Below are 22,599 nucleotides of genomic sequence, written 5' to 3'. Positions count from 1 at the left end.
AGCCGATAGCCCGGACAGGCCCTCAGGCGCCGCCTCCGGGGATCCCCGTCTGCATAAACCACATCTTCAGCAGCCGCTCAAAGCCGAGTATGCAGTAGCCAAAAAAGGGGTTACTCCAGTAAATATCATCATCGAACTTCTGCGGATCATGGATGATAAACGCCGTATCCGCCGCCTGCGCCAGCGGGCTTTGATAATCGCCGGTAAAGCAGACCAGGTTAATCTCTTTCCCTTCCAGCGCCTTCACCCAGTTCAGCGCCGAACTGCTGCGTCCGGATTTGGAAATAATCCAGATCGAATCAAATTTGGCGGCGTTCTTCTGCTCGAGGATTTCGTAATCCGGCCACAGCGCGAGGCTGGCATTCACCCCGGTCACCAAAAATTTATTATAAATATACTGGGCGATCAGCTGCGAAAAGCCGCTGCCGTGAATCAAAATGCGGTGATGTTGCAGGCTTTCCAGCAACGGCGTTATCCGCTCCACCGGCTGAATGCTCATATAATCGATGTCGTTGGTCACATCGAGTTTGGGCATAGTGATATTGAATTTAATAAAATAGACCAGCTCCAGCCAGCCGCTGAATTTCAGCTTCTTCGCCAGGCGTACCAGCGAAGAGGGATTGCTATAACAGTGCTCCGCCACGGCGCGGATCCCTTCGCGAACGCATTGCTCAGGATCGTTCTGAATAAAACGCAGCACGGTCATTTCCGTTTTGCTTAGCTTAACGTCACGAAAGATGTTTTCTAAATCCATACCGGGCTCCTCTCAGCGCTAAACTACGCTATCACCCGGCGGCGCTGGCGTCTGTGGCATCAATCACCAGAATGAAATGAACGTTACTTTTTTAGACAAAATGGAATAAAAAAACCCTCCGTAAGGAGGGTGGTGGATTCGACAACGTCTATCTCTTTTCAGCGTCCGTACTCACTGCACAATAACCATTTTTTCGGTTCATCTTCCTGAATCATCGGGAAGCGACCGCTATCTTCCAGAAAACGATTGTCGCGCTTATCATCGTTCACCATCGAAATTTCCCAGCCCATTACCAGCGCGTTTTCAGCCCAAAAACGGTGGTACAGCGTGGGCGGCAGGCAAACGCCCTGCCCGGGGTTAAGAGCCAGGGTTTCTCCCGGTTTCAGCGTGCGCTGGCGGCCATCAACCGCGACGCTCACGCTGCGCTGCATATCCAGCCGTTCATCTTCTGTCGCCCATGCCAGCTGCAGACAGAGCCGGCCGCCGCCGCGGTTCAGAATATCTTCCATTTTGTGATAATGAAAATGCCAGGGGGTTTGCTGATCCTGCTGAATCTGCAACATCTTCTCGGCGTAGGGCTTGGGATAGCGCGAATCGCCCGGCGCGCCGTTACGCAGGGTCAACAGCGTCAGTCCGGTTTCCTGAAAACGGCCGCTGCCAAAATCGGTAATATCCCAGCCAAGCTGTAGATCCCGAACTTCTCGCCACTCTTCAAACCGCTTTTTCGCCCAGATATCGGCGGTAAAGCAGGCAAACTCGGGTAAGCAAATGCGAAAGGACTCGGCGATAGCATGCGCTTTATCAATCGCGTAGTTAATCTGTGAACGTTTCATTTTCGACTCCGCTGCGGACGGCCAGCCAGGCTGCGCCGCGCATGCCGCTACTGTCACCATGTCGGGCAGGCACGATGGGGGTGGTGAAATGGTCGGTAAACACCAGCGGGGCGACATCCGCCTCCAGGTCGTTCACCAGCAGCGCTACGTTAGACAGACCGCCGCCGAGAACAATCACGCCGGGATCGATAAGATTCACCACCGTCGCCAGCGTCCGCGCCAGCTGCTGGCGAAAGCGCAGCACCTGCTCGCAGGCGGCATGCTCGCCCTCCAGCGCCCGGGCGATAATAGCCTGACTGCTGAGCGCCTGCCGGGTCATCAAACGATAGCGCGCGCTCAGCCCGGTGCCGGAAATAAAGGACTCGACGCAGTTATATTTTCCGCAGTAGCAGCGCTCGGGCGGCCCATCGTTGACCTCCTGATATCCCGGCAGCGTGATATGCCCGCACTCCGCCGCAATCCCTGACGCGCCGGGGAAAATCTGGCGATTAAGCGCAATACCGCCCCCGCATCCGGTCCCCAGCGTCATGCCAAATACCAGCGAATAATCGGCACCTGCGCCATCACAGGCTTCTGATAAGGCGAAACAGTTGCCATCGTTCGCCAGCACAACCGGCTGGCCCAGGCGCTGCTCAAGCTCATCCTGTAAGCGGCAGCCGTTGATGACCTGAATATTGGCATTGCGGATCTTGCCGGTCTGCGGGGAGATACTCCCCGGCAGGGCGATACCGATAGCCAAAGGCTGAGCCAGCTCATCCCCAATCGCGGTGATTAACGCCACCAGCGTTGCGATAAACTGCTGCCGGGTCTGTTTTCGCGTTTCAATGCGAAAACGCCTCCATTCATGGCCTTGTTCATCCATCACTACGGCGGCGATTTTGCTCCCGCCGATATCCAGCCCCAAATACTTCATACCGGCCTCCTTATTCATAGCGAGGCAGGTTTCCCCGCCCCGCCGGGGGATTAGTACAGGCTGGCCTTGCCGGTAGAGCCAAAGAGCTTCATTTTGTGGCGAATCACCTTCCGCGCGGCGTTAATCGGTTCCGGATAAATGACATTCGGATCCCACCATGTCTCTTTTGTCAGAATTTCGCGCGCTTTCTGGAAATAGGCATATTTCATATCGCTGGAAATATTGATTTTGCCGACGCCAAGCGTAACGGATTCCGCAATTTCCGCATCCGGATTAGCCGAGCCGCCGTGCAGCACCAGCGGAATCGACAGACGCCCGGCGATATCGCGCAGAATGTGCATCTGCAGCTCCGGCTGCATCCCCTTCGGATAGATACCGTGCGCGGTGCCAATCGCTACCGCCAGCGTATCCACGCCGGTACGGGCGACGAAATCTTCCGCCTGCGCCGGGTCGGTATAGGTGACTTCTGACACGCCGCCTTCCACAGAGGTTCCGGTCTGGCCGATGGTCCCCAGCTCACCTTCGACCGACACGCCCACCGCATGCGCCAGCCGCACCACTTCGCGGGTCAGGGCCACGTTTTCTTCATAAGGCAGCAGCGAACCATCGATCATGACCGAGGTGAAGCCACACTGAATGGCGCGCAGAACATGTTCCACCGAGGCGCCATGATCCAGATGCAGGGTGAAAGGCACGCGGCTGCGCTGGGTGATATCCCGCACGTAGCTAAAAAACGCGTCGCCCACAAAATCGTGCTCGCTGGGGTGAATGGAAATAATCGCCGGCGTATTTGTCGCTTCCGCCTCTTCCACCACGGCGCGAATAAAACAGCTATCCGCCACGTTAAATGCGCCGATAGCAAAACCATGTTCACGGGTGGGTTTAAGTAATTCGTGCATTGAAACTAACATCGTTATTCTCCAGTTTCAGGGTGTGGTAAGCCCTGCCAGGGCATACGGGCGCCGGCATGGAAGGCCTTACTGAGATTTAATCAGGCTTTGTTGATTGAGCCGGATGCGTGTAAATAGGGAACGATGGCGTCAGCGCTGGCCTGCTCCATCACCGATAGCGCATCGGCCAGCTCAATGGTGCTGTCGTGGCACAGGGTGTGCAGCAGCGCCGCTTTCCCCGCTTCAAATACCGCCGCCCCAACGTTGATTTTTGCGACCCCGAATTCCGGGCAACGTTGCAGCTGCTCGAACGGCGTACCGCTCCCGCCGTGCAGCGCCAGCGGCACGGATGACGCGCGCTGTATCTGCGCCAGGCGGTCGAAATCGAGCATCGGTTTTACGCCGGGGGCGTACATACCGTGGGCGGTTCCCACGGAGACCGCCAGCAGGTCAATCCCGGTCTGTTCGATAAAGGGAGGGACGTCCTGCGGCTGGGTCATTAAATCGGCATTGCTGGCCTGGTCGTAGCGCGGCGCATCCGCCAGGTGCCCCAGTTCGCCCTCCACGCACAGCCCAACGCTGGCGGCCAGTTCAGCGACCTCTCGGGTCTGGCGGATGTTCTCCGCCAGCGCGAACGCCGAAGCATCGATCATTAACCCGCTAAATCCGGCGCGGAAAGCCTGACGTATTTTTATCGGCTCTTTGCCGTGATCGAGACTTAACGTCACGGGTACGCTCGCTTCCTCCGCTAGTACCCTGACTACCGCCGCCGCCGTCGTCGCCGGAAAGTGCGACAGATGCCCCTGATACAGGTTGAGAATAATCGGCGCGCGATGTTTTTCCGCCACGCGCACCGCCGCGCGTGCGCTTTCCAGGTTCATGCAGTTAATCGCCAGCAGGGCATACCGTTCACGCCAGGCTTTGATCACCATACTTTTCATATCGGCAAACATAGGGCCTCCGTTTATTCGAGGGTAAAGGTGATTTCGTCGTCTTTGACCTTTTGGTCGTTCAGCTCATCAAACTCTTCATCGCGCTCGGTTACCGGCTTTTTCCACAGCGAGAGCATCACACCGCAAATCACGGTGCCAATCGCCAGAGAGAGGCAGAACAGCAGGGGATGCGTAAAGAGCGGCACCACAAACATTCCACCGTGCGGCACCGGACTCTCCACGCCCCAGGTCATGATCAGGCCACCGGCCACCGCTGACGCCACCACGCAGGATCCCACGACGCGCAGCAGATCGCGGGCGGCGATGGGGATCACCCCTTCGGTGATCATGCAGATCCCCATCGGGAACGCGGCCTTCAGGGCTTCGCGTTCAGCACGGGTATATTTATGGCGGGTCAGCAGGAACGAGAGGGTGATACCGAACGGCGGGATTATCGAACCCACAAACTTCACCGCTTCCGGGCCGTAAACGCCGCTGACCAGCAGACCATCGGCAAACAGCGACATGGTTTTATTCACCGGACCGCCGAAGTCGAAGGTCGCCATGGCGCCAAGGATGGCGCCCAGCAGGAAACGCGAGCCGCCCTGCATCGACTCCAGCATGTGAATCAGCGCGTCCTGCAGCCAGGCAATGGGCTTGCCGATCAGGGTCATCATCAGCAAACCGCTAATGATGGTGCTTAATACCGGCAGCACCATAATCGGCATCAGCCCCTGCATCGACTTCGGCAGCCGAATATAGTGTTTTAGCGCCAGTACCGTGTAGCCCACGAGGAAGCCGCCCAGCATGCCGCCAATAAAACCGGTATGAATTTGCCCGCAGACAAAACCCACGATCAAACCCGGAGCAAATCCAGGACGATCGGCAATGGAGTAAGCGATAGCGGCGCAGATCAAGGGCACAATCAGCCCCATTCCCCAGCCGCCGATTTGGTTTAACATCCACGGAATGGTGCCGGTTTTCTCGCCAACGTTCGTCCCGCCAAGGACTTGTCCCAGCGCGATACAGATCCCGGCGGCGACGATCAGCGGTATCATCCATGAAATACCGGTTAATAAATGCTTCTTAATTTCCTGTGAGACGGGAATTTTATTCTCACTCATGGTAGATCCCTCCAGATTAAGGATCAGGCATTCGCTAAGGATTTTTCGACCTTTTCGATAAACTGAATCGGCGACTTAATCACGACTTCCGTTTTTACTCTGACAATCCGTTTATTTTTAAAACGCTCTTCGCCTTTAATTTTCACATCAATGGCAAGAATAACGACATCCGCAGCGTCAATATCTTCCGCCGCCAGTTCATTTTCAGTACCAATGGTTCCCTGGGTTTCGACTTTGACATTGTGGCCCAGCGCTTTCGCGCCTTTAATCAGCTTCTCACGTGCAATATAAGTATGAGCAATACCTGCGGTACAGGCAGCAACACAGACAATATTCATCTCGGACTCCGCTAGTTATTGTTAGTAAATGTCCGACTCGGCATATTGGTTAAACAGATCAATAATCCTCTGCGGACTGGTTTCTTTGAGCAGTTGTTCAATAATGTCATCATCCGCCAGCGCTCCGGCGACCTGGGACAACAGGCGAATATGGGTGGTATTTTGATCTTCCAGACGAACGGCAAATAAAATAATGCAGCGTACCTGGCTGCCGTCCAGCGTTTCCCAGGCGATATCCTGCCGGGTGCGGCCAATGGCAAGGGTGGTATTAACAACGGCGGACGACTTTCCATGCGGGATCGCAATATGATTTTCAAACCCCGTTGAGCCTTCCGACTCACGCTGCCAGACATCCTGAATAAAGGTTTCTCGACAGCTTATCGCCCCGTCTTTTTGTAATAAGTCGGTTAACTCCTCGATGGCTTCCGCTTTATTCGTAGCGTGCATATCTAACAAAACGCGTTTGGTGTTTAAAATCCTGGTTATGTCCATATTCTTTACCTCATGGATATAAAACTTCATTATCTACAGCAGATATTGCCGCACGATGTAATTTGTCGGTAACGATTTTTTCCGTAACCCGCCGGATATCGGCATCATTAAAAAATGCGCTAACATAGACTACCGGCAAAGCTATTTCCGGCAGATTGATCGTCGAAATAACCAGTTCAATCTTGTCCTGCGGCTGAAGGGTATGCAGGCTGCTTGCCGAAACCACGCCGACGATGGTCCAGTCAGGAAACGCTCTCAACACTCTACTTTTCAACAGGTGAGATGTGCCGATTCCGGTAGAACAAACCAGCAGAACGCGCTTGCTGGCGACCTGTCTTTCCATCGCCGCCTGGAAATGAACGGTGAGATAGCCAATCTCGTCGTCGGAAACCGCACGCTCGCCCCAGCGGCTAAAAACCTGATTGACCGCCCGCTGGGTGAGCGGCCACACGTCCGTCAGCTCGCCCTTGATATCCTCAAGCAGAGGGTTACGAATATAAATCCGAAAATTAAGGCGGTTAATGAGCGGCTTGATATGAATGAGCAGGCCATCGTATAACGCGCGATCGGCGGTTAAATCGAGATCAATCATGGTGGAAAAAGCGCTAATCAGGCGATCGGTAATTTGTCGGGCCTCATCGCTAGAATGCATATAGCGCACCATGCTGACATCATCTCGCTCTTCCACCACAACGCCAGAGGAGATGATGTACTGATAAATAAACCAGACTTCATCTTCCGGCAACGAATGGTCAATACGGTGTTCAATTTTTCGCAGCATATTCTGGGCAACGCTAAATATCGTCTCATCAAAAATCTGCTGCCCCTGTTCACGCCGCGGTAAGGCATTCCCACGGGTAATGCGATACATCATAATGAGGATATGGGTAAAAATATTCACATAATACGGTTCGCCTAATGACCAGCACAGCTTGCGCTCCATTTCCTGTAATAATGACTGAACAAATAAAACGTCATCCTCACCAAAATAATGCACCAGCGCTTTATAGCTTCCTGAGTCCAGCCGGGAATGGATAATACAGCCGGGCTCATTATGATTAATCACTCCATTAATTAACGACGCCATCGCCTGGCGGACGCTGTTTTCGCTGCCTTCAATATGCGTCCCGCTCTGGCTACGAATCAGCGTTAAGCCGAGCGGAGCAATCCATGACTCAATAATTTTCAGATCATTAACGATAGATGCACTACTGATAAAATAACGCTCAGAGAGCTTATTAATTGATGTCTCCCGCGGAGTCTCACTTAAGAGCTGCGAAGCAATTTTCACACGCCGGGAGTTATTCATCATGACATCGCTGTCCTCCCCCTCGTTACTGAGTAATTGGTCTAATTGCAGCAGATCCGTGACATTATCAGCGATCAGCATCACGCCGGTACCTGAGCGTTTGTCGATAGTCATTTTCCACTCAGATAACCACTGTTCTAAAAAGCGTAAATCACGCTGAACCGTTTTTTCTGACACATTTAAATATTCAGCAATTTTCAGCAGCGTAACGTATTCTCTGCGGGGCAGGAGAAATTTCAATAATCTGTTCTGTCGTGAGGTAATCATTTGCATTATTTACCCTTATTGCATACCAGATTAATGTCTGGAGGCCAGCGCGATACCACGCGAGCGCTACATAAATCATTGAGGATAAATATAAGTAGCAGAGGCGTAAACAACAATACTAAATTTTGTCCAGACATCCGGACAGAAATAAAACGAAGAGAGGGATTAAGGAATAATTATAATTCAGATCACATTTCAGGAAGAAATATACGTGATAGCGATCTCAATTCATCATAAGAATATACCCGGGAATGGTTAACCGCCTTTAGCCTGACAGCATTCCCGGAGGCGGCGCTTGACGCGCCTTGTCCGGGCTACCGGCGTGCAGACGGCTGGAAACCTGTAGCCCGGCTAAGCGCAGCGCTAACCGGGAAGCCGCAGCGCTGATGCAGCAGGTTCGGCACCTTCTTCCCGGAGGCGGCGCTTGACGCGCCTTGTCCGGGCTACGGCGTGCAGACGGCTGGAAACCTGTAGCCCGGCTAAGCACAGCGCGAGCCGGGAAGCAGCTGCGCTGATGCATCAGGTTTGGCACCTTCCCCGGAGGCGGCGCTTGACGCGCCTTGTCCGGGCTACGGCGTGCAGACGGCTGGAAACCTGTAGCCCGACTAAGCGCAGCGCGAGCCGGGAAGCAGCAGCGCTGATGCATCAGGTTTGGCACCTTCCCCGGAGGCGGCGCTTGACGCGCCTTGTCCGGGCTACAAAGCGCTTACAGCGTAATCGTCAACGCATTGCCCTGCGCGGTCACCACCACGCCCAGCTCGCTACCCGCCTGAGTCCCGCCCTGCACGCCCGCCACCTGCTGGATGTTGCGCAGGCACAGCGTCCAGCCGCTGGCCTCACCGTCACCGCTGACGGTGATGACGTTGCCCTGGCGTTTCGCCGTCAGGGTAAAGACCACCGACCCGTCCGCGGCCGGCACCTGGCAGACGGCTTCGCGACCATCGTCGAGGCAAAACAGCTGGAAGGCGGTACCTTCGTTCCACGCGTAGTCTGGCTTCTGATCATTGTTTCCCAGCGCCAGCAGAGTGTTGTCACGCACGTACACCGGCAGGCTCAGCACATCGTGATTCTGCTTATGCCAGCGGCTACCCTGCGCTTCATCGTTATGCCACAGATGGGTCCAGCGGCCTTCCGGCAGCCAGAACTGGACGTCTCCCGCTTCGCTAAACACCGGCGCCACCAGCACGGAATCCCCCAGCATGTACTGCCGATCCAGATAGTCGCAGGCCGGGTCGTGCGGGAACTCCAGCATCATCGAACGCAGCATCGGCGTACCGAACTCATTGGCCAGCGCCGCCTGACGGTACAGATACGGCATCATGCGGCATTTCAGCTGCGTGAAGTGGCGCACCACATCGCAGGACTCGTCATCGTAGGCCCACGGCACGCGATAGGATTTGCTGCCGTGCAGACGGCTGTGGCTCGACAGCAGGCCGAAGGCGCACCAGCGCTTGTAGACGTGGGCGGGCGCGGTGTTTTCGAAGCCGCCGATATCGTGGCTCCAGAACCCAAAGCCGGACATGCCGATCGACAGGCCGCCGCGCAGGCTTTCCGCCATCGATTCATAGTTGGCGTAGCAGTCGCCGCCCCAGTGCACCGGGAACTGCTGTGCGCCCACCGAGGCGGAGCGCGCGAACAGCACCGCTTCTTTCTCGCCGACGGTCTCTTTCAGTACGTTCCACACCAGCTCGTTATAGATGAAGGCGTAGTGGTTGTGCATTTTTTGCGGATCGGAACCATCAAACCACTGCACGTCGGTCGGGATACGCTCGCCGAAGTCGGTCTTGAAGCAGTCAACGCCCATCGCTACCAGGCCTTTCAGCTTGTCGGCATACCACTGGCAGGCTTGCGGATTAGTGAAGTCATAAATCGCCAGGCCCGGCTGCCATTTATCCCACTGCCACAGCGAACCGTCCGGGCGTTTCAGCAGATAGCCTTTCTCCTGCAGCTCTTTAAACACCGGCGAACGCTGGCCGATATAGGGGTTAATCCACACGCAGACCTTCAGCCCTTTCTCTTTCAGGCGCTTAATCATGCCTTCCGGGTCAGGGAAGGTCACCGGATCCCATTCAAAATCGCACCACTGGAAAGCCTTCATCCAGAAGCAGTCAAAGTGGAACACGTGCAGCGGCAGGTTGCGCTCCGCCATGCCGTCGATAAAGCTGTTAACCGTCGCTTCATCGTAGTTGGTAGTGAACGAGGTGGTCAGCCACAGGCCGAAAGACCAGGCCGGCGGCAGCGCCGGACGCCCGGTAAACCGGGTATAGCGGTTCAGCACCTCTTTCGGGGTCGGGCCGTCGATAACGAAGTACTCCAGGTATTCACCTTCGACGCTGAACTGCACCTTAGAGACTTTCTCGGAGCCGATTTCGAAAGAGACGCGCTCAGGATGATTCACCAGCACGCCGTAGCCGCGGTTGGTCAGATAGAACGGGATATTTTTGTACGACTGTTCGGTGCTGGTGCCGCCGTCTTCGTTCCAGGTGTCGACCGTCTGGCCGTTGCGCACCAGCGCGGTAAAGCGCTCGCCGAGGCCGTAAACGGTGTCGCCGACGCCGAGATCCAGGCGCTCAAACATATAGTTACGATGCGTTTTCGTATCCTGCACGTAGCCGTCGTTTTTCAGCTGGCTACCGGTAATCCGCACGCCGTCGCGCAGGAAATCCAGCGACCAGAAGTCGCCTTTCGTGACGCGAGCGGTCAAATTGCCGCTCTTCAGCTCGGCATACTCAGCGCCGTTGTTAATCTCCACCTTGACGTCTTTCAGCACGTTCAGCGGATAGTGTGGGCCGTTGTTCAGCGCGCCCTGGAAGTGCTCCATACGTACGCCAATCACCCCTTCCTGCGGGGAGAAGAAGCGCACGGTAAATAGCGGGACGTCCAGCTGGGCGGCACGCTCGCGCACTTCGCGCGACGCGACGTAGACCACCATGTCGTTGCCCTGTTGCTCAACCTCGTACACCTGTACAGGTTGGATCAGATTGAGCCCTGGTTGAATAAGCCAGTTTCCATCACTGATTTTCATGAATAGCTTCCTCTTAGTTTTGCAATTCTTTGCCGTTCGGCGCTGAAGTGAAGTCGTGTTCGTTGCGGCGCGCGCCCTGAGCCAGCTCCGCCATCATCTTTTTCAGGAACGGGGTTTTCAGGGTGTAGTAGCGTTTCGCGATAACCGCGCTCAGCAGATAACAGACCGCCGGAGCGAGGGTGAACAATGAGATGATGATGGTGATAGTGGCGCTGTTCTGGGTTTTGGCCGCGGCATCGTAACCGCCGCCCGCCAGCATCCAGCCAATCAGCGCGCCGCCCAGCGCCAGGCCCAGCTTGAGCACGAACAGGGTGCCCGCAAAGCTGATACCGGTCAGGCGTTTGCCGTTACACCATTCGCCGTAGTCGACGGTGTCGGACATCATCACCCACTGAATCGGCGTCACCAGCTGGTGCAGCACGCCAATCACGAAGATAAAGGCGAACATGGTGATTTCGGCGTCCATCGGCACGAAGAACATCGCCACGCTCAGCGCCGCCAGCAGGGCGTTAGTCCACCAGAAGACGCTGACTTTGCATTTCCAGTCGGTGAGCGGCTTCGCCAGCGCCGAGCCAATCAGGTTGCCGACGCAGTAGGTGGTGAGGAAGGCGGTGAACAGACCAGCAGATCCCATGATCCAGGTGGTGTAATACATCATCGCGCCGCCGCGAACGCAGACCGCGAGGATGTTGAGGATGGTCAGCAGACCAACGACACGCCACTGATCGTTGCGCCAGATATCGCGCAGGTCTTCCCGCATTGAGGTAGAGCTCGGCGGTGCTTCGACGCGCTCTTTGGTGGTGAAGAAGCAAAACGCCAGCATCAGGAAAGCGATCGCCGACAGCACCGCGATGCCGCCCTGAAAGCCAAAGGCTTTGTCTTCGCCGCCGATAAAGTTCACCAGCGGCATCATCAGGACGGTGGAGAGCATGCCGCCCGCCGTCGCCAGCACAAAGCGCCAGGACTGCAGGGAGATACGCTGCGTTGGGTTGTCGGTGATGACCCCGCCCAGCGCGCAGTACGGGATGTTGACCACGGTGTAAAGCAGGGTCAGCAGCGTGTAGGTGACCGCAGCGTATATCAGCTTGCCGTTATGACTCAGGTCCGGCGAGCTGTAGGCCAGTACGCACACGAGGCCGAACGGAATCGCGCCGAACAGGATCCACGGGCGGAATTTCCCCCAGCGGCTGCGGGTACGGTCGGCCAGCAGCCCCATGCAGGGGTCGGATATCGCATCCAGCGCGCGGGCCAGCAGGAACATGGTGCCGACATAGCCGGCAGGAATACCAAAGATATCGGTATAGAAAAACATCATATACAACATGACGTTATCAAAAATGATGTGGCTTGCGGCATCGCCCATGCCGTAGCCAATCTTCTCTTTGACGGACAAAATATGATCTTTCATCGCACACTCTTCTCTCAGCGCTGCCGCGGGTTGGTACCGGTTACATGCTTTGTAAACCATCCGCGCAGTAAGATGAATTGCGATATCTCATATTCAAATTACGTTTCTTGTTTTATGTGATCCCGGTAGCCTGAAAGAGTGTGTAAAAGTGTAAGCCACGGATTTTGCAAGGAATTGTTTAAGAAGGTTCTGTAAAGTCCAGTTTTAACAGTAAAAAAGTGCGTTGGGGGATGTGGTTAATGCAGGAAAGTAGCTATAATGCGCCCCGCCTCCATGTAGCAATCGAGGCGCGGAAGATCGTCATCTCCGGTGAGGTGGCTGGACTTCAAATCCAGTTGGGGCCGCCAGCGGTCCCGGGCAGGTTCAACTCCTGTGATCTTCCGCCAGTTCAATCATTTTTATCCATGTGAACTTATCCAGAAAATCAGCCTTTCGGTTCAATACCTTTCGCTTTTAGCGCTTCTCGCCAGCTCTTTAAACCAGCTCGTAAGTCTTACCCTTTCCGGCAAGTGGTTACGCGCAGCGGGGTTCGATACCGGAAAGCGCTTCACGGTTAAGGTAATGGATGGCTGTATTGTGCTGCTGCCGCAGAGCGATAAGGAAGAAATGCTTAAAGCGGAGCTACTGCAAATTCAGCAATCCTTTAAAAGCGTCAACAATACGCTTCATCTCGTCTGACGCCCGGACATGTTCGCCTTCTGGATAGCCGCTCCCAAATGACGCCGGGTTAATCGTCCGTCTAATGAAATTTATGCTCTTCTGACATACTATGCGAACCAAAGCAGGTTAACCCGGAGGCTATATGCCAAATGAACATTTAACTTCGCCCCCAATAGGTGAATTCGTTATGTTTGCCAGCGGTGATGGGAAAGTACGCGTAGAATGCCGCTTTGAAAGCGATACGCTTTGTCTCCCTCAGGCATCCATCGCAAATCTTTATCAGATCACTCCCCAGGCAGTTACACAGCACATTAAAGCGATCTATGAAGAAGAAGAACTTGATCAAAACGCAACCTGTAAGTCTTACTTACAAGTTCAACAGGAAGGTCGTCGCCAGGTAAGCCGCAACCGGCTTCACTACAGCCTGCAAGTCATCCTTGCCGTTGGCTATCGCTTTTCATGCGGATTCTCCGCCAGCAGGCGAGAGCATAGCGCGGCGTTCTCACGCACATAGCGCTCGTATCCATTGCGCTGAATATATTGGCGAATATTTAAAATCTGCTCGCAAAATTCGCTATCGAGATCGATAAACCGGTAGCTCATCGCCTGCGCCAGCAGCGCTCCAACCGTGCTTTTTCCCACCCCGCCGGGGCCAATCAGAAATAGCGTATTCATCTTTATTCCTCGCGTCCGTGTGAAAGCATTATGTCAGCAGAATACGCCAAATAATGCCGCGATCGCGGCGGTTTTTTGTTCACTTCCATCTCCCCAGCCAATCATTTCCATCCAATGTTTGCGTTATTCCCTTCACCTTTAAATCCTTACACTAACGGGATAACGTGGCTTAGAAAGGAGACCAATGATGACACCCGAACTCGAACACAGCTTCTCTATCACCATTCAGGTAGACAAACCGGTCATCGTCTCCCGCAGCCCGCAGAGCGGGAAACGTCAGCTGATCCCAATCCTCAGCGGAACCGTACGCGGTGAGCTTAACGGCCACGTCTTACCCGGCGGCGTCGACAGCCAGATCGTCGAACCTGACGGCACCTGCCGCCTCTCTGCCCGCTATGCATTACACGTGGAAGAAGGCACGGTATACATCGAAAACAACGGCATTCGCCGCCTACCCGAAGAGTACAAAGAGCGTCTTTTCGGCGACGATATGCGCTTTTTTAGCGATATTCCGCCGGAAGCTATCTATTTTCGTACCGTACCGACTTTTGAAGTGGATGCGCCTGCGCTGCGCTGGCTGACCACCTCGCTGTTTATCTGTTCCGGCGGCCGCACGCAGGACGGCGTGATGCTCGATTTTTATCGCGTCCGCTGATTTTCACTTTTTCAATATAACTGTTATCGCCGTCGGGCCATTTTTCCCCCGCGTGCCGCGGTCTATCCTCAATACATTCAAACGATGAACCTTATTCAAAACCGGAGAGTGTATGAAAGCGATCGCCATTACCCGCGCGGCGGCAGAAGGCAGCAATATTCCTTTTTTAACCGACATCGAGCTGCCGCAGCCGGTTGCCGAGGGACATGACCTGCTGGTTGAAGTGAAGGCTATTTCCGTCAACCCGGTGGATACCAAAGTCCGCGCCGGGTTTAACGCCGATACCCCGCGCGTGCTGGGCTGGGACGCGGTGGGCGTGGTGAAAGCCGTCGGCAGCGCGGTGACGCTGTTCGCCGCGGGAGATGAAGTGTGGTACGCCGGCGCGCTGGGCCGTCCTGGCAGCAACAGCGAGTTTCAGTTAGTGGATGAGCGCATCGTCGCCCGCAAACCGCGTTCTCTGGATAATGCCGCCGCCGCCGCGCTGCCGCTCACCGCCATTACCGCCTGGGAGCTGCTGTTCCACCGTCTTGGCGTAGAGGAAGGCGGCAACGCGGGTGACACGCTGCTGATCGTCGGCGCGGCGGGCGGCGTCGGTTCGATACTGACCCAGCTCGCCAGCAAGCTCACCGGTATGACGGTCATTGGCACCGCCTCGCGTCCGGAAAGCCAGAAATGGGTACGGGAAGCGGGCGCGCATCATGTTATCGATCACAGCAAACCGCTCGCCGAAGAGCTGGCGCGGATTGGCGTCAAAGCGGTGACCCACGTCGCCAGCCTGACCAATACCGACCAGCACTATCCGCAGCTGATCGCCGCTCTCGCACCGCAGGGCAAGCTGGCGCTCATTGACGACCCGGAAACCCTCGACGTGGTGCCGCTGAAGGCGAAAAGCATCTCCCTGCACTGGGAATTTATGTTTACCCGCTCGATGTTCGACACGCCGGACATGATCGCCCAGCATCAGCTGCTGACCCGCGTGGCGGCGCTGATAGACGACAACACCATTAAGACCACCCTCGGCGAGCACTACGGCGCCATCACCGCCGCCAATCTGCAAAAAGCGCACGCGCAGCTGGAAACCGGGCGCTCGGTGGGCAAAATCGTGCTGGAGGGTTTTTAAGATGAGCGGCGAGGTGATTTCACTTCTCGCGGTGCTGACGGCGAAACCGGGCCGCAGCGACGCGCTGCGCCAGGCCCTGCGGGCGCTGCTGCTGCCGACGCGTCAGGAGCCAGGCAACCTCGATTACGCCCTGTTTCAGCTGCGCGATGCGCCGGATACGTTCTATATGCGCGAATCCTGGCGCAATCAGGAAGCGCTGGACGCGCATATCACCCTGCCGCACTTCCAGGATTTTATTGCGCAGATGGATAGCCTGCTTGCCGGGCCGCTGCGGCTGGATTATCTGACGCCCGTCGCGCCCTGATATTTTCTGTACTCCGTTTGCGGGGGTGAGCCCATCTTTAACCCTTTGAGCTCTCCCCCACCCATCGCGCCTCAACCAGGCTACGCTTGATCCTGCCGCTCAAAAAACGCTCTCCCCCCTCCGTTTTATTCAACGCCGTTATGTAGAAGAGGTTTTGCTATGCAGATCAACGCTATTGGAACGAACTCGGCCAGCCAGCCGTTAGGGTCTATGGCCATCACCCGCCGCGAACCGGGGCCGGACGATGTGCAGATCGCCATTGATTATTGCGGCGTCTGCCACTCGGATGTACACCAGGCCCGCTCCGAGTGGGCAGGGACGCTCTATCCCTGCGTGCCGGGCCATGAAATCGTCGGCCGGGTGACCGCCGTAGGCAGCCGGGTCTCCGGCCACGCCGTTGGCGATCTGGTGGGCGTCGGCTGTATGGTCGACAGCTGTAAAGAGTGCGAGGAGTGCCGGGACGGGCTGGAAAACTATTGCGATCGTATGGTGCTCACCTATAACGGCCCGACGCAGGACGCGCCCGGCCACACGCTCGGCGGTTACTCCCAGCAGATCGTTGTGCATCAGCGCTACGTGCTGCGCGTCCGCCATCCCAAAGAGCAGCTGGCCGCCGTCGCGCCGCTGCTGTGCGCGGGCATCACAACTTACTCGCCGCTACGCCACTGGAACGTCGGACCGGGCAAAAAAGTCGGCATCGTGGGCATTGGCGGGCTGGGGCATATGGGCATCAAGTTGGCCCACGCCATGGGCGCCCACGTGGTGGCCTTTACCACCTCGGAATCCAAGCGTGACGCGGCGCGGGAGCTGGGCGCGGACGAAGTGGTGGTCTCGCGCAACGAAAACGAAATGGCCGCCCACCTGAAGAGCTTCGACTTCATACTCAACACCGTGGCGGCGCCGCATAACCTCGATGCCTTCACCACCCTGCTCAAGCGCGACGGCACCATGACGCTGGTGGGCGCGCCCGCCACGCCGCATCCCTCGCCGGAAGTGTTTAATCTAATCTTCCGCCGCCGGTCAATTGCCGGGTCGATGATCGGCGGCATCCCGGAAACCCAGGAGATGCTCGATTTCTGCGCCGAGCACGGTATCGTCGCCGATATAGAGCTGATTCGCGGCGACCAGATTAACGAGGCCTGGGAGCGGATGATTAAAGGCGACGTGAAATACCGCTTCGTCATCGACAGCGCCACGCTCGGCGGCTAAGCCCCGCGACGAAAAGTGCGCCGCCACTCCGCCGGGCTGACGCCAAAGCGCGCTTTAAACTGCTGGCGCCAGGTTACGGCGGAGCGATAGCCCACTTCCTCCGCCACCTGCCCGACCGGTAAATCCCCGGCCTCCAGCAGGATCTGGCTGCGCCGCAGGCGCTCGGCGGCCAGCCAGTCGGCGATGCCCATGCCGGTCGCTTTGGCGAAATGGCGGGTCAGGGTTCGGCGGCTCATCGCCGCCACCTGCGCCAGCGAGTCGAGATTATGCGGTTCGCGGATGTGCTGCTGGAGATACTCAAGCAGGCCGTTTATCCGCGCGTCGCGGGTGTTTTTGGGTACCGGCTGGGCGATAAACTGCGCCTGGCCGCCCTCACGGTGCGGCGGGACGATCATCCGCCGGGCGATCTGATTGGCGACAAGGCTGCCAAAACGCTGGCGAATGAGATACAGGCAGCAGTCGAGCGCCGCCGCGGTGCCCGCCGAGGTGATAATCCCCTCATCGTCAACGTACAGCGCGTTGATATCCAGCCGCACCTGTGGAAACAGGCGCTGAAAATCCTGCTCAAACTCCCAGTGGGTCGCCGCGCGCCTGTCGTCCAGCAGCCCGGCGTAGCCGAGTACAAACGCCCCGAGGCACAGGCCGACGATCTGCGCGCCGTTATTGCGCGCGCGAACCAGGCCGTCAAGCAGCGGCTGCGGTGGGCGCTGATTCACCGCCCCCCAGTAAGGCACCACCACGATATCCGCCTGCGCCAGGAGGGAAAAATCGCCGCTGGCGTTCAGCGCGAAGCCGTCGCGGGCGCTGAGCAGCCCCGGCCGTTCGGCGCAAATATGCAGGTTAAAGCGTTTGGTTTCCGAGACCATATCGCCAAACAGCATACAGGGCACCGAGTAGTGAAACGGGCTAAACCCATCCACCGCCACAATCGCCACTTCCGTGAGTTTCATCGCCCGCTCCGCTTCTAAAAGACCATGCTTTCCCCATCCTGCGGGATGCTGACCGCTTCGGCAATCTGATTGTCAGCCACGTACTGGCGCAGCTCATCGCGGCTCAGCAGACAGTGGTTCACCGCGTCCATATGGCTGGCGACGATTTTGGCTTCCGGCAGGACGAAGTGCGCCTTCAGCACATCCTCTTTGCCCATGATGATCGGCCCAAAACCGATGACGTGCGCATACCCGGCATTCAGCACCACCACGTCAGGGCGCAGCCTGAGCATGTCGGCTTCCACTGCATCGCGCCAGATAGTGTCCCCCACCAGCCATAGGGTTTTCTCCTGCGGATGGCGCAGCACCACGCCGCAGGCTTCGCCCAGGCGCTCGGCCATTGCCGGCACCGCATAGGTGCGGTCGCTGCCGTGCTGGCCCGAGGTGGTTTTCACCAGCGCAACGTCAGCAAATGCGCTGTCCTCAGAGAGCAGACGAATATCGCGAAAGCCCTGGCCGCGCAGCAGCTGTCCGTCGGCATCATGCTGGACGTAAACCGGCAGGGTTTTGGGGATCGCGGCGATCGCCGCCTCGTCCCAGTGATCCTGATGGGTGTGGGTGACGATAACCGCATCCACGTCAACGATCGTTTCGATGGAAAAAGGCAGTTCCACCAGCGGGTTACGCAACTCGCTGCGCGCGGTACCGGCAAAGCCCGCCCAGGCGCCCTTGGCTGAAAGCATCGGGTCAATCAGAAACTTTTTACCCGCATATTCAATAAGCTGGGTAGCATTACGCACATGGGTGATTTTCATGATGTTCATTCCTCTTCGCGGTTATCTGCTGAACATCGTACGTCCCACAAGCCTGGCGCAATATGGGCGTTTGGGCAATGAACGATGAAATCGGGCCAATCTGCGACGGTTGCCATCGGCTCCCGGCTATGGTGTGCTGAACGCTCAACTTTGAGGAACAGTGGCTACGATGAAAAAGAAACTCACCTCCGCCGATATGCATGATGTCGAGGTTCTGGCAGACACCCCATGGTTCAGCATGCGCAAGGTCGGAATTGATATGGCACCCGGCGATCGGCGGGATTTTTTCTCCATTCACTATCCTCGCCCGGCGGTGGGGATTGTGGCGATGCAGGATGACAAAGTGCTGCTGATTCGCCACTACCGTTACCTGATCGATCGGGTGGTGTGGGCGATTCCTTCCGGCGGCGTCGATGAAGGCGAAGACCCGCGCGAGGCGGCCCTGCGCGAGCTGCGGGAAGAGACCGGCTGGCAGGCGCAGCGCGCCGACGAAATTATCCGCTATAACCCCTCCTACGGCAGCAGCGACCAGCTATTTATTACCTGGCTGGCCCACGATTTGACCTGGGTGGGAATGGATGAAGATCAGGATGAAGTGATGGAAACGGGCTGGTTTACCCTCGAAGAGATAGGCCAGCTGATCGCCCGCGGCGAGATGCCGGACGGGCTATCGCTGGTGCCGCTGCTGCATCTGATGGCGCAGCGGCGCACCGGTTTAGCGTAGCGGCTTCAGCATCCGCCAGCGGAACCACAGCTGAGCGACGAGGATCAGCAGGCCGCCGATAATTTTCTGCAGCGGTAGCTGTTCGCCGTACCACAGCGCGGCGGCAATCACCGTGAGCAGCGGTTCCAGCACCATAATAATCGCCGCGCTGGCGACCGCCGCGTACTTCTGCCCCTTCATTTGCAGGCCGAAGCGCAGGCTGGTGGCGATAACGATGCTGGCGAGCAGCCAGCCGAAGGTCGGCAGGGTAAACGGCTGAGTCCAGCTTTCAACGGCGGCGGAGATCCCCAGTCCGACAATGCCGGTAATGCCGAGCTGCACGGTGGTCAGCGGTATCAGCGGCACCTCGCGGGCGCTTTTGCTGGTGTAGCAAAACCAGATCGATTGCACCAGCGCGGTCAACAGGAACCAGCCCTGGCTGGGGTGAAACGCAATCGGCATATGCAGGCTGAGTAAGCCGAGACCGACAACCGCAATCGGCAGGCACTCCCAGTAGGCCCGCGCCGGCCGCACCTTCATCATCACCCATGCGGTAAGCGGCACGAACAGCATCGACAGGCTCATGATAAACGCCCCTTCGCCCAGCGATGGGGTCGTTGATACCGAGTAGATCCACAGGCACAGGTTTAGCGCAAACCACAGGCCGCTGATAATCATGCGCGGCCACTGCTGCCTCTCGACGCGAAGGCCGCGGCAGAAAGGCAGCAGCAGCAGCGCGGCGAAGAAAAAGCGCAGGCCGAGGAAAGCGAAAACCGGCATGCCGGCAATCGCTTCACGGGAAAAAATCCATCCGCAGGCGGCGATAACCGTCGCGGCTATGAGCAGCAAATCAGCCTGGCGTTGCCGGGTCATCGCCACGTCTCCTTGTGTGAGTGATTACCAGCCGGGCACCGCGCCGCCGTTAAAGATCGTCTCCGCCGCCTTCGCCACCTCTGGCGACTGGTAGGACTGGATAAACGCTTTGACGTTTTCCGCGTCTTTGTTGTCTTCGCGGGTCACGATGATGTTCACATAGGGCGAGTTTTTATCTTCAATAAAGATGCCGTCGCGTACGGGGGAGAGGCCGGTCTGCTGCAGGTAGGTAGTGCTGATGATCGCTACGTCGACCTTCGGGTCGTCGATGACGCGCGGCAGCTGCGCCCCTTCCAGCTCCATAATTTTCAGGTGATGCGGGTTGTCGATGATATCAACCGCCGTCGGCAGCAGGCCGGTGCCCGCTTTGAGGGTAATCAGCTTTTCCTGCTGGAGCAGAAGCAGCGCGCGGCCCAGGTTGGTCGGGTCGTTCGGAATGGCGATGGTCGCGCCGTCTTTCAGCTCGGCGACGGATTTTATTTTGCGCGAGTAGCCCGCCATCGGGAAGACGAAGGTGTTGCCCACCGCCACCAGGCGATAGTTGTGGGCTTTATTATCCTGTTCGAGGAACGGGCGGTGCTGAAAGACGTTGGCGTCCAGATCCCCGGCGTTGGTGGACTCATTCGGCAGCAGCGAGCCGCTAAAGCCCACCAGCTCCACGTCGAGGCCATATTTCTCTTTAGCCACTTTCTTCGCCACTTCCGCCACATCCTGTTCCGCGCCGTTAATGACGCCGACTTTAATGTGTTTCGCATCGCTGCCCTTCTGGTCGCAACCCGCCAGCAGCAGGCCCGCCAGCACCACGGCGGCGGCTGTCCGTAAACGCAATTTCATTGTTATCACCCCATCAGTCCATAGAAATCGTTATTATTTTTTCGTCTGAAACTATAACGACTTTGTGCTGGGGTTTTAAACGCAAAAACCGCAACCGGAAATAAAATCATCTTCCCCCTTTCTCCCGGGGGCGGCGCGATGCGCCTGCCCGGGCTACGGGCTCACCGTCGGCTGCGATCGAGTAGCCCGGACAGGTGCGCAGCGCCGCCTCCGGGGATCTCTTCAACGGTGAGGCTCGTTCCGCAGAACGGCGCCTTACAGCCCCAGCTCGCTCAATCCCGGGTGATCGTCCGGGCGACGGCCCTGGGGCCAGTGAAACAGACGCTCGCTCTCCGTAATGGGCAGATCGTTGATGCAGGCGTAGCGCGTCTGCATCAGGCCGTGCCGATCAAATTCCCAGTTCTCGTTGCCGTATGAACGAAACCAGTTGCCGCTGTCGTCGTGCCACTCATAGGCAAAGCGTACCGCAATACGGTTATCGCTCCACGCCCACAGCTCCTTAATCAGCCGGTACTCCTGCTCTTTACGCCATTTCCGCTGCAGGAAGTCGATAATCTGCGTTCTGCCGTGAACAAATTCGCTGCGGTTACGCCATTCGCTCTCGATGGTATAGGCCAGCGCGACCTTAGCGGCATCGCGGCTGTTCCAGCCATCTTCAGCGGCACGGACTTTTTGTGCGGCGCTCTCGCGGGTGAACGGCGGCAGAGGCGGACGTTGTTCGGTCATCATGAATCTCCTGTATGAATACCCTTCATACTTCAAGTTGCTTATGTGTTGGCTACACTCGTTCACCCCAGTCACATAGTTATCTATGCTCCTGGGGACTCACTCCCTTGCCGCCTTTAAGCAACTCGAATTATTTTGGGTATATAAGCTGCTGCAGGCGCTGATTTTCCCGCTCCAGTTCGTCAATACGCTGTTGCAGCGTCTGGCTATACTCCGCCACCTGCCGGGCGGTGTAGCGGGGGGTAATATGCTGCGGGCAGTTCCAGTCAAAAGCCTGTAAGTGGAAACGGTAGATGCGCTCAATCCGGGCCCGATAGTTCTCCGGCGCGACCTGCGCCAGCAGCTGCGGGTCGGCATCCACCGCCACAACCTCTACGGTGGCGTAGATTTTCAGCCTGGCACGGCGCGGGTAATCCATCAAAAACAGACAGGCCCGATCGCTGCCGCGCAGGTTGCCGGTGGTGATGTACTGGCGATTACCGGAAAAATCCGCCATCGCCAGGGTGGTTTCATCCAGCAGATGCAGAAAGCCCACCGGGCCGCCGCGATGCTGAATATAGGGCCAGCCGGTTTGCGAAAGGGTAGCCAGATAGAAGCTGTCGCGGGTGGCAATCATCGCCTCCTCGCTGGCGCCGAAGCGCTCACCCCGGCGCTGGCGATGCGGCGACTGCCACAGCTCATCGCTGCCCATTTCATGCTGGACATCCATCACGTCCGGCGTCATGGCGATATCAAGAAATTCTGCTGGCATAGGTCCTCCCGATGCGTTGCGGCGTAACTCATCATGGACTGTGCTGACAGAAAAGATAAT

24 protein-coding genes, 1 tRNA gene and 1 pseudogene are annotated in these 22,599 nt (G+C 57.1%); 8 read left to right on the top strand and 18 right to left on the bottom strand.

What is annotated here, in order from left to right; all coding sequences use genetic code 11:
• Positions 1–22: 22 nt before the first annotated feature.
• The 11 genes from JLG71_RS00470 to JLG71_RS00420 form a co-directional block, all read right to left on the bottom strand.
• Positions 23–754: a MurR/RpiR family transcriptional regulator gene (locus JLG71_RS00470; RefSeq protein ID WP_014227266.1), complete on the bottom strand. Its 732-nt coding sequence runs from the start codon at positions 752–754 to the stop codon at positions 23–25.
• Between the two features lie 158 nt (positions 755–912).
• Positions 913–1,587: a D-lyxose/D-mannose family sugar isomerase gene (locus JLG71_RS00465; RefSeq protein WP_049084476.1), complete on the bottom strand. Its 675-nt coding sequence runs from the start codon at positions 1,585–1,587 to the stop codon at positions 913–915.
• Positions 1,568–2,500, bottom strand: coding sequence for an ROK family protein (locus tag JLG71_RS00460; RefSeq protein ID WP_106510582.1), 933 nt, complete (start codon positions 2,498–2,500; stop codon positions 1,568–1,570). The genes JLG71_RS00465 and JLG71_RS00460 overlap by 20 nt, the downstream gene beginning before the upstream one ends.
• Positions 2,501–2,550: 50 nt before the next feature.
• Positions 2,551–3,411, bottom strand: a complete 861-nt coding sequence (locus JLG71_RS00455; protein WP_064374909.1) for a ketose-bisphosphate aldolase — start codon at positions 3,409–3,411, stop codon at positions 2,551–2,553.
• Positions 3,412–3,491: 80 nt separating this feature from the next.
• Positions 3,492–4,343 carry a class II fructose-bisphosphate aldolase gene (locus JLG71_RS00450; RefSeq protein WP_032718822.1) on the bottom strand — a complete coding sequence of 284 codons (852 nt, stop codon included), beginning with the start codon at positions 4,341–4,343 and terminating at the stop codon, positions 3,492–3,494.
• Positions 4,344–4,354: 11 nt separating this feature from the next.
• Positions 4,355–5,446, bottom strand: a complete 1,092-nt coding sequence (locus tag JLG71_RS00445) for a PTS fructose transporter subunit IIC (protein WP_014227271.1) — start codon at positions 5,444–5,446, stop codon at positions 4,355–4,357.
• Between the two features lie 23 nt (positions 5,447–5,469).
• Complete coding sequence (locus JLG71_RS00440; RefSeq protein ID WP_004126741.1) at positions 5,470–5,784, bottom strand: PTS fructose transporter subunit IIB; 315 nt, start codon at positions 5,782–5,784, stop codon at positions 5,470–5,472.
• Between the two features lie 21 nt (positions 5,785–5,805).
• The gene (locus tag JLG71_RS00435; RefSeq protein ID WP_004126743.1) at positions 5,806–6,276 is read right to left on the bottom strand and encodes a PTS sugar transporter subunit IIA; all 471 of its coding nucleotides are present in this window, start codon (positions 6,274–6,276) and stop codon (positions 5,806–5,808) included.
• Between the two features lie 10 nt (positions 6,277–6,286).
• Positions 6,287–7,858, bottom strand: coding sequence for a BglG family transcription antiterminator (locus JLG71_RS00430; protein WP_032751857.1), 1,572 nt, complete (start codon positions 7,856–7,858; stop codon positions 6,287–6,289).
• Between the two features lie 700 nt (positions 7,859–8,558).
• On the bottom strand, positions 8,559–10,877 hold the full coding sequence (gene yicI / locus JLG71_RS00425; RefSeq protein ID WP_200913931.1) for an alpha-xylosidase: 2,319 nt from the start codon (positions 10,875–10,877) through the stop codon (positions 8,559–8,561).
• Between the two features lie 13 nt (positions 10,878–10,890).
• A complete protein-coding gene (locus tag JLG71_RS00420; RefSeq protein WP_042946123.1) occupies positions 10,891–12,285 on the bottom strand; it encodes a glycoside-pentoside-hexuronide family transporter in 1,395 nt (464 codons plus the stop codon).
• A gap of 291 nt (positions 12,286–12,576) precedes the next feature.
• On the opposite strand from JLG71_RS00420, the gene JLG71_RS00415 reads away from it, so the two are divergent.
• The 3 genes and pseudogenes from JLG71_RS00415 to JLG71_RS00405 all read left to right on the top strand — a co-directional run.
• Positions 12,577–12,671, top strand: a tRNA-Sec gene (locus JLG71_RS00415).
• Entirely contained in the window at positions 12,658–12,963 is a 306-nt protein-coding gene (locus JLG71_RS28315; RefSeq protein ID WP_224243645.1) for a SymE family type I addiction module toxin, read from the top strand. Before JLG71_RS00415 ends, JLG71_RS28315 begins: the two co-directional genes overlap by 14 nt.
• Positions 12,964–13,087: 124 nt before the next feature.
• Positions 13,088–13,399 (top strand): annotated as a pseudogene (locus tag JLG71_RS00405) (virulence RhuM family protein); the annotation flags it as partial.
• Here JLG71_RS00405 and JLG71_RS00400 read toward each other — a convergent pair.
• On the bottom strand, positions 13,393–13,620 hold the full coding sequence (locus tag JLG71_RS00400; RefSeq protein WP_227630949.1) for a shikimate kinase: 228 nt from the start codon (positions 13,618–13,620) through the stop codon (positions 13,393–13,395). The pseudogene JLG71_RS00405 and the gene JLG71_RS00400 sit on opposite strands and share 7 nt — an antisense overlap.
• A gap of 187 nt (positions 13,621–13,807) precedes the next feature.
• Here JLG71_RS00400 and JLG71_RS00395 point away from each other — a divergent pair, with 187 nt between their 5' ends.
• The 4 genes from JLG71_RS00395 to JLG71_RS00380 all read left to right on the top strand — a co-directional run bounded on the left by JLG71_RS00395 (position 13,808) and on the right by JLG71_RS00380 (position 16,908).
• Positions 13,808–14,275 (top strand): DUF3237 domain-containing protein, encoded by a 468-nt coding sequence (locus tag JLG71_RS00395; protein WP_014227279.1) that lies wholly within the window; start codon positions 13,808–13,810, stop codon positions 14,273–14,275.
• Positions 14,276–14,387: 112 nt separating this feature from the next.
• Positions 14,388–15,395 carry a zinc-binding alcohol dehydrogenase family protein gene (locus tag JLG71_RS00390; RefSeq protein ID WP_047722808.1) on the top strand — a complete coding sequence of 336 codons (1,008 nt, stop codon included), beginning with the start codon at positions 14,388–14,390 and terminating at the stop codon, positions 15,393–15,395.
• A 13-nt stretch (positions 15,396–15,408) separates the two neighbouring features.
• Positions 15,409–15,699 carry a putative quinol monooxygenase gene (locus JLG71_RS00385; RefSeq protein ID WP_177936724.1) on the top strand — a complete coding sequence of 97 codons (291 nt, stop codon included), beginning with the start codon at positions 15,409–15,411 and terminating at the stop codon, positions 15,697–15,699.
• A 159-nt stretch (positions 15,700–15,858) separates the two neighbouring features.
• A complete protein-coding gene (locus JLG71_RS00380) occupies positions 15,859–16,908 on the top strand; it encodes an NAD(P)-dependent alcohol dehydrogenase (RefSeq protein WP_014227281.1) in 1,050 nt (349 codons plus the stop codon).
• Here JLG71_RS00380 and JLG71_RS00375 read toward each other — a convergent pair.
• Both JLG71_RS00375 and JLG71_RS00370 read right to left on the bottom strand, forming a co-directional pair.
• Positions 16,905–17,858 (bottom strand): GlxA family transcriptional regulator, encoded by a 954-nt coding sequence (locus JLG71_RS00375; protein WP_200913930.1) that lies wholly within the window; start codon positions 17,856–17,858, stop codon positions 16,905–16,907. The two genes, JLG71_RS00380 and JLG71_RS00375, sit on opposite strands and share 4 nt — an antisense overlap.
• A 14-nt stretch (positions 17,859–17,872) precedes the next feature.
• Entirely contained in the window at positions 17,873–18,652 is a 780-nt protein-coding gene (locus tag JLG71_RS00370) for an MBL fold metallo-hydrolase (protein WP_148849640.1), read from the bottom strand.
• A 169-nt stretch (positions 18,653–18,821) separates the two neighbouring features.
• Between JLG71_RS00370 and JLG71_RS00365 the strand changes: the two genes are divergently transcribed.
• Entirely contained in the window at positions 18,822–19,376 is a 555-nt protein-coding gene (locus JLG71_RS00365) for an NUDIX hydrolase (protein WP_014227284.1), read from the top strand.
• On the opposite strand, the gene JLG71_RS00360 is transcribed toward JLG71_RS00365, so the two are convergent.
• The 4 genes from JLG71_RS00360 to JLG71_RS00345 form a co-directional block, all read right to left on the bottom strand.
• Entirely contained in the window at positions 19,368–20,228 is an 861-nt protein-coding gene (locus tag JLG71_RS00360; protein WP_186006225.1) for a DMT family transporter, read from the bottom strand. The two genes, JLG71_RS00365 and JLG71_RS00360, sit on opposite strands and share 9 nt — an antisense overlap.
• Before the next feature lie 24 nt (positions 20,229–20,252).
• On the bottom strand, positions 20,253–21,062 hold the full coding sequence (gene nlpA, locus JLG71_RS00355; RefSeq protein ID WP_025107595.1) for a lipoprotein NlpA: 810 nt from the start codon (positions 21,060–21,062) through the stop codon (positions 20,253–20,255).
• Positions 21,063–21,317: 255 nt separating this feature from the next.
• Complete coding sequence (locus JLG71_RS00350) at positions 21,318–21,788, bottom strand: nuclear transport factor 2 family protein (RefSeq protein WP_116280585.1); 471 nt, start codon at positions 21,786–21,788, stop codon at positions 21,318–21,320.
• A 130-nt stretch (positions 21,789–21,918) separates the two neighbouring features.
• A complete protein-coding gene (locus JLG71_RS00345) occupies positions 21,919–22,539 on the bottom strand; it encodes a pyridoxamine 5'-phosphate oxidase family protein (protein ID WP_025107593.1) in 621 nt (206 codons plus the stop codon).
• Between the last annotated feature and the right edge of the window lie 60 nt (positions 22,540–22,599).

It is taken from the genome of Klebsiella michiganensis (assembly GCF_015139575.1).
GTDB classification, from domain to species: Bacteria; Pseudomonadota; Gammaproteobacteria; order Enterobacterales; family Enterobacteriaceae; genus Klebsiella; species Klebsiella michiganensis.
This window is presented reverse-complemented; position numbering and strand designations above follow the sequence as displayed.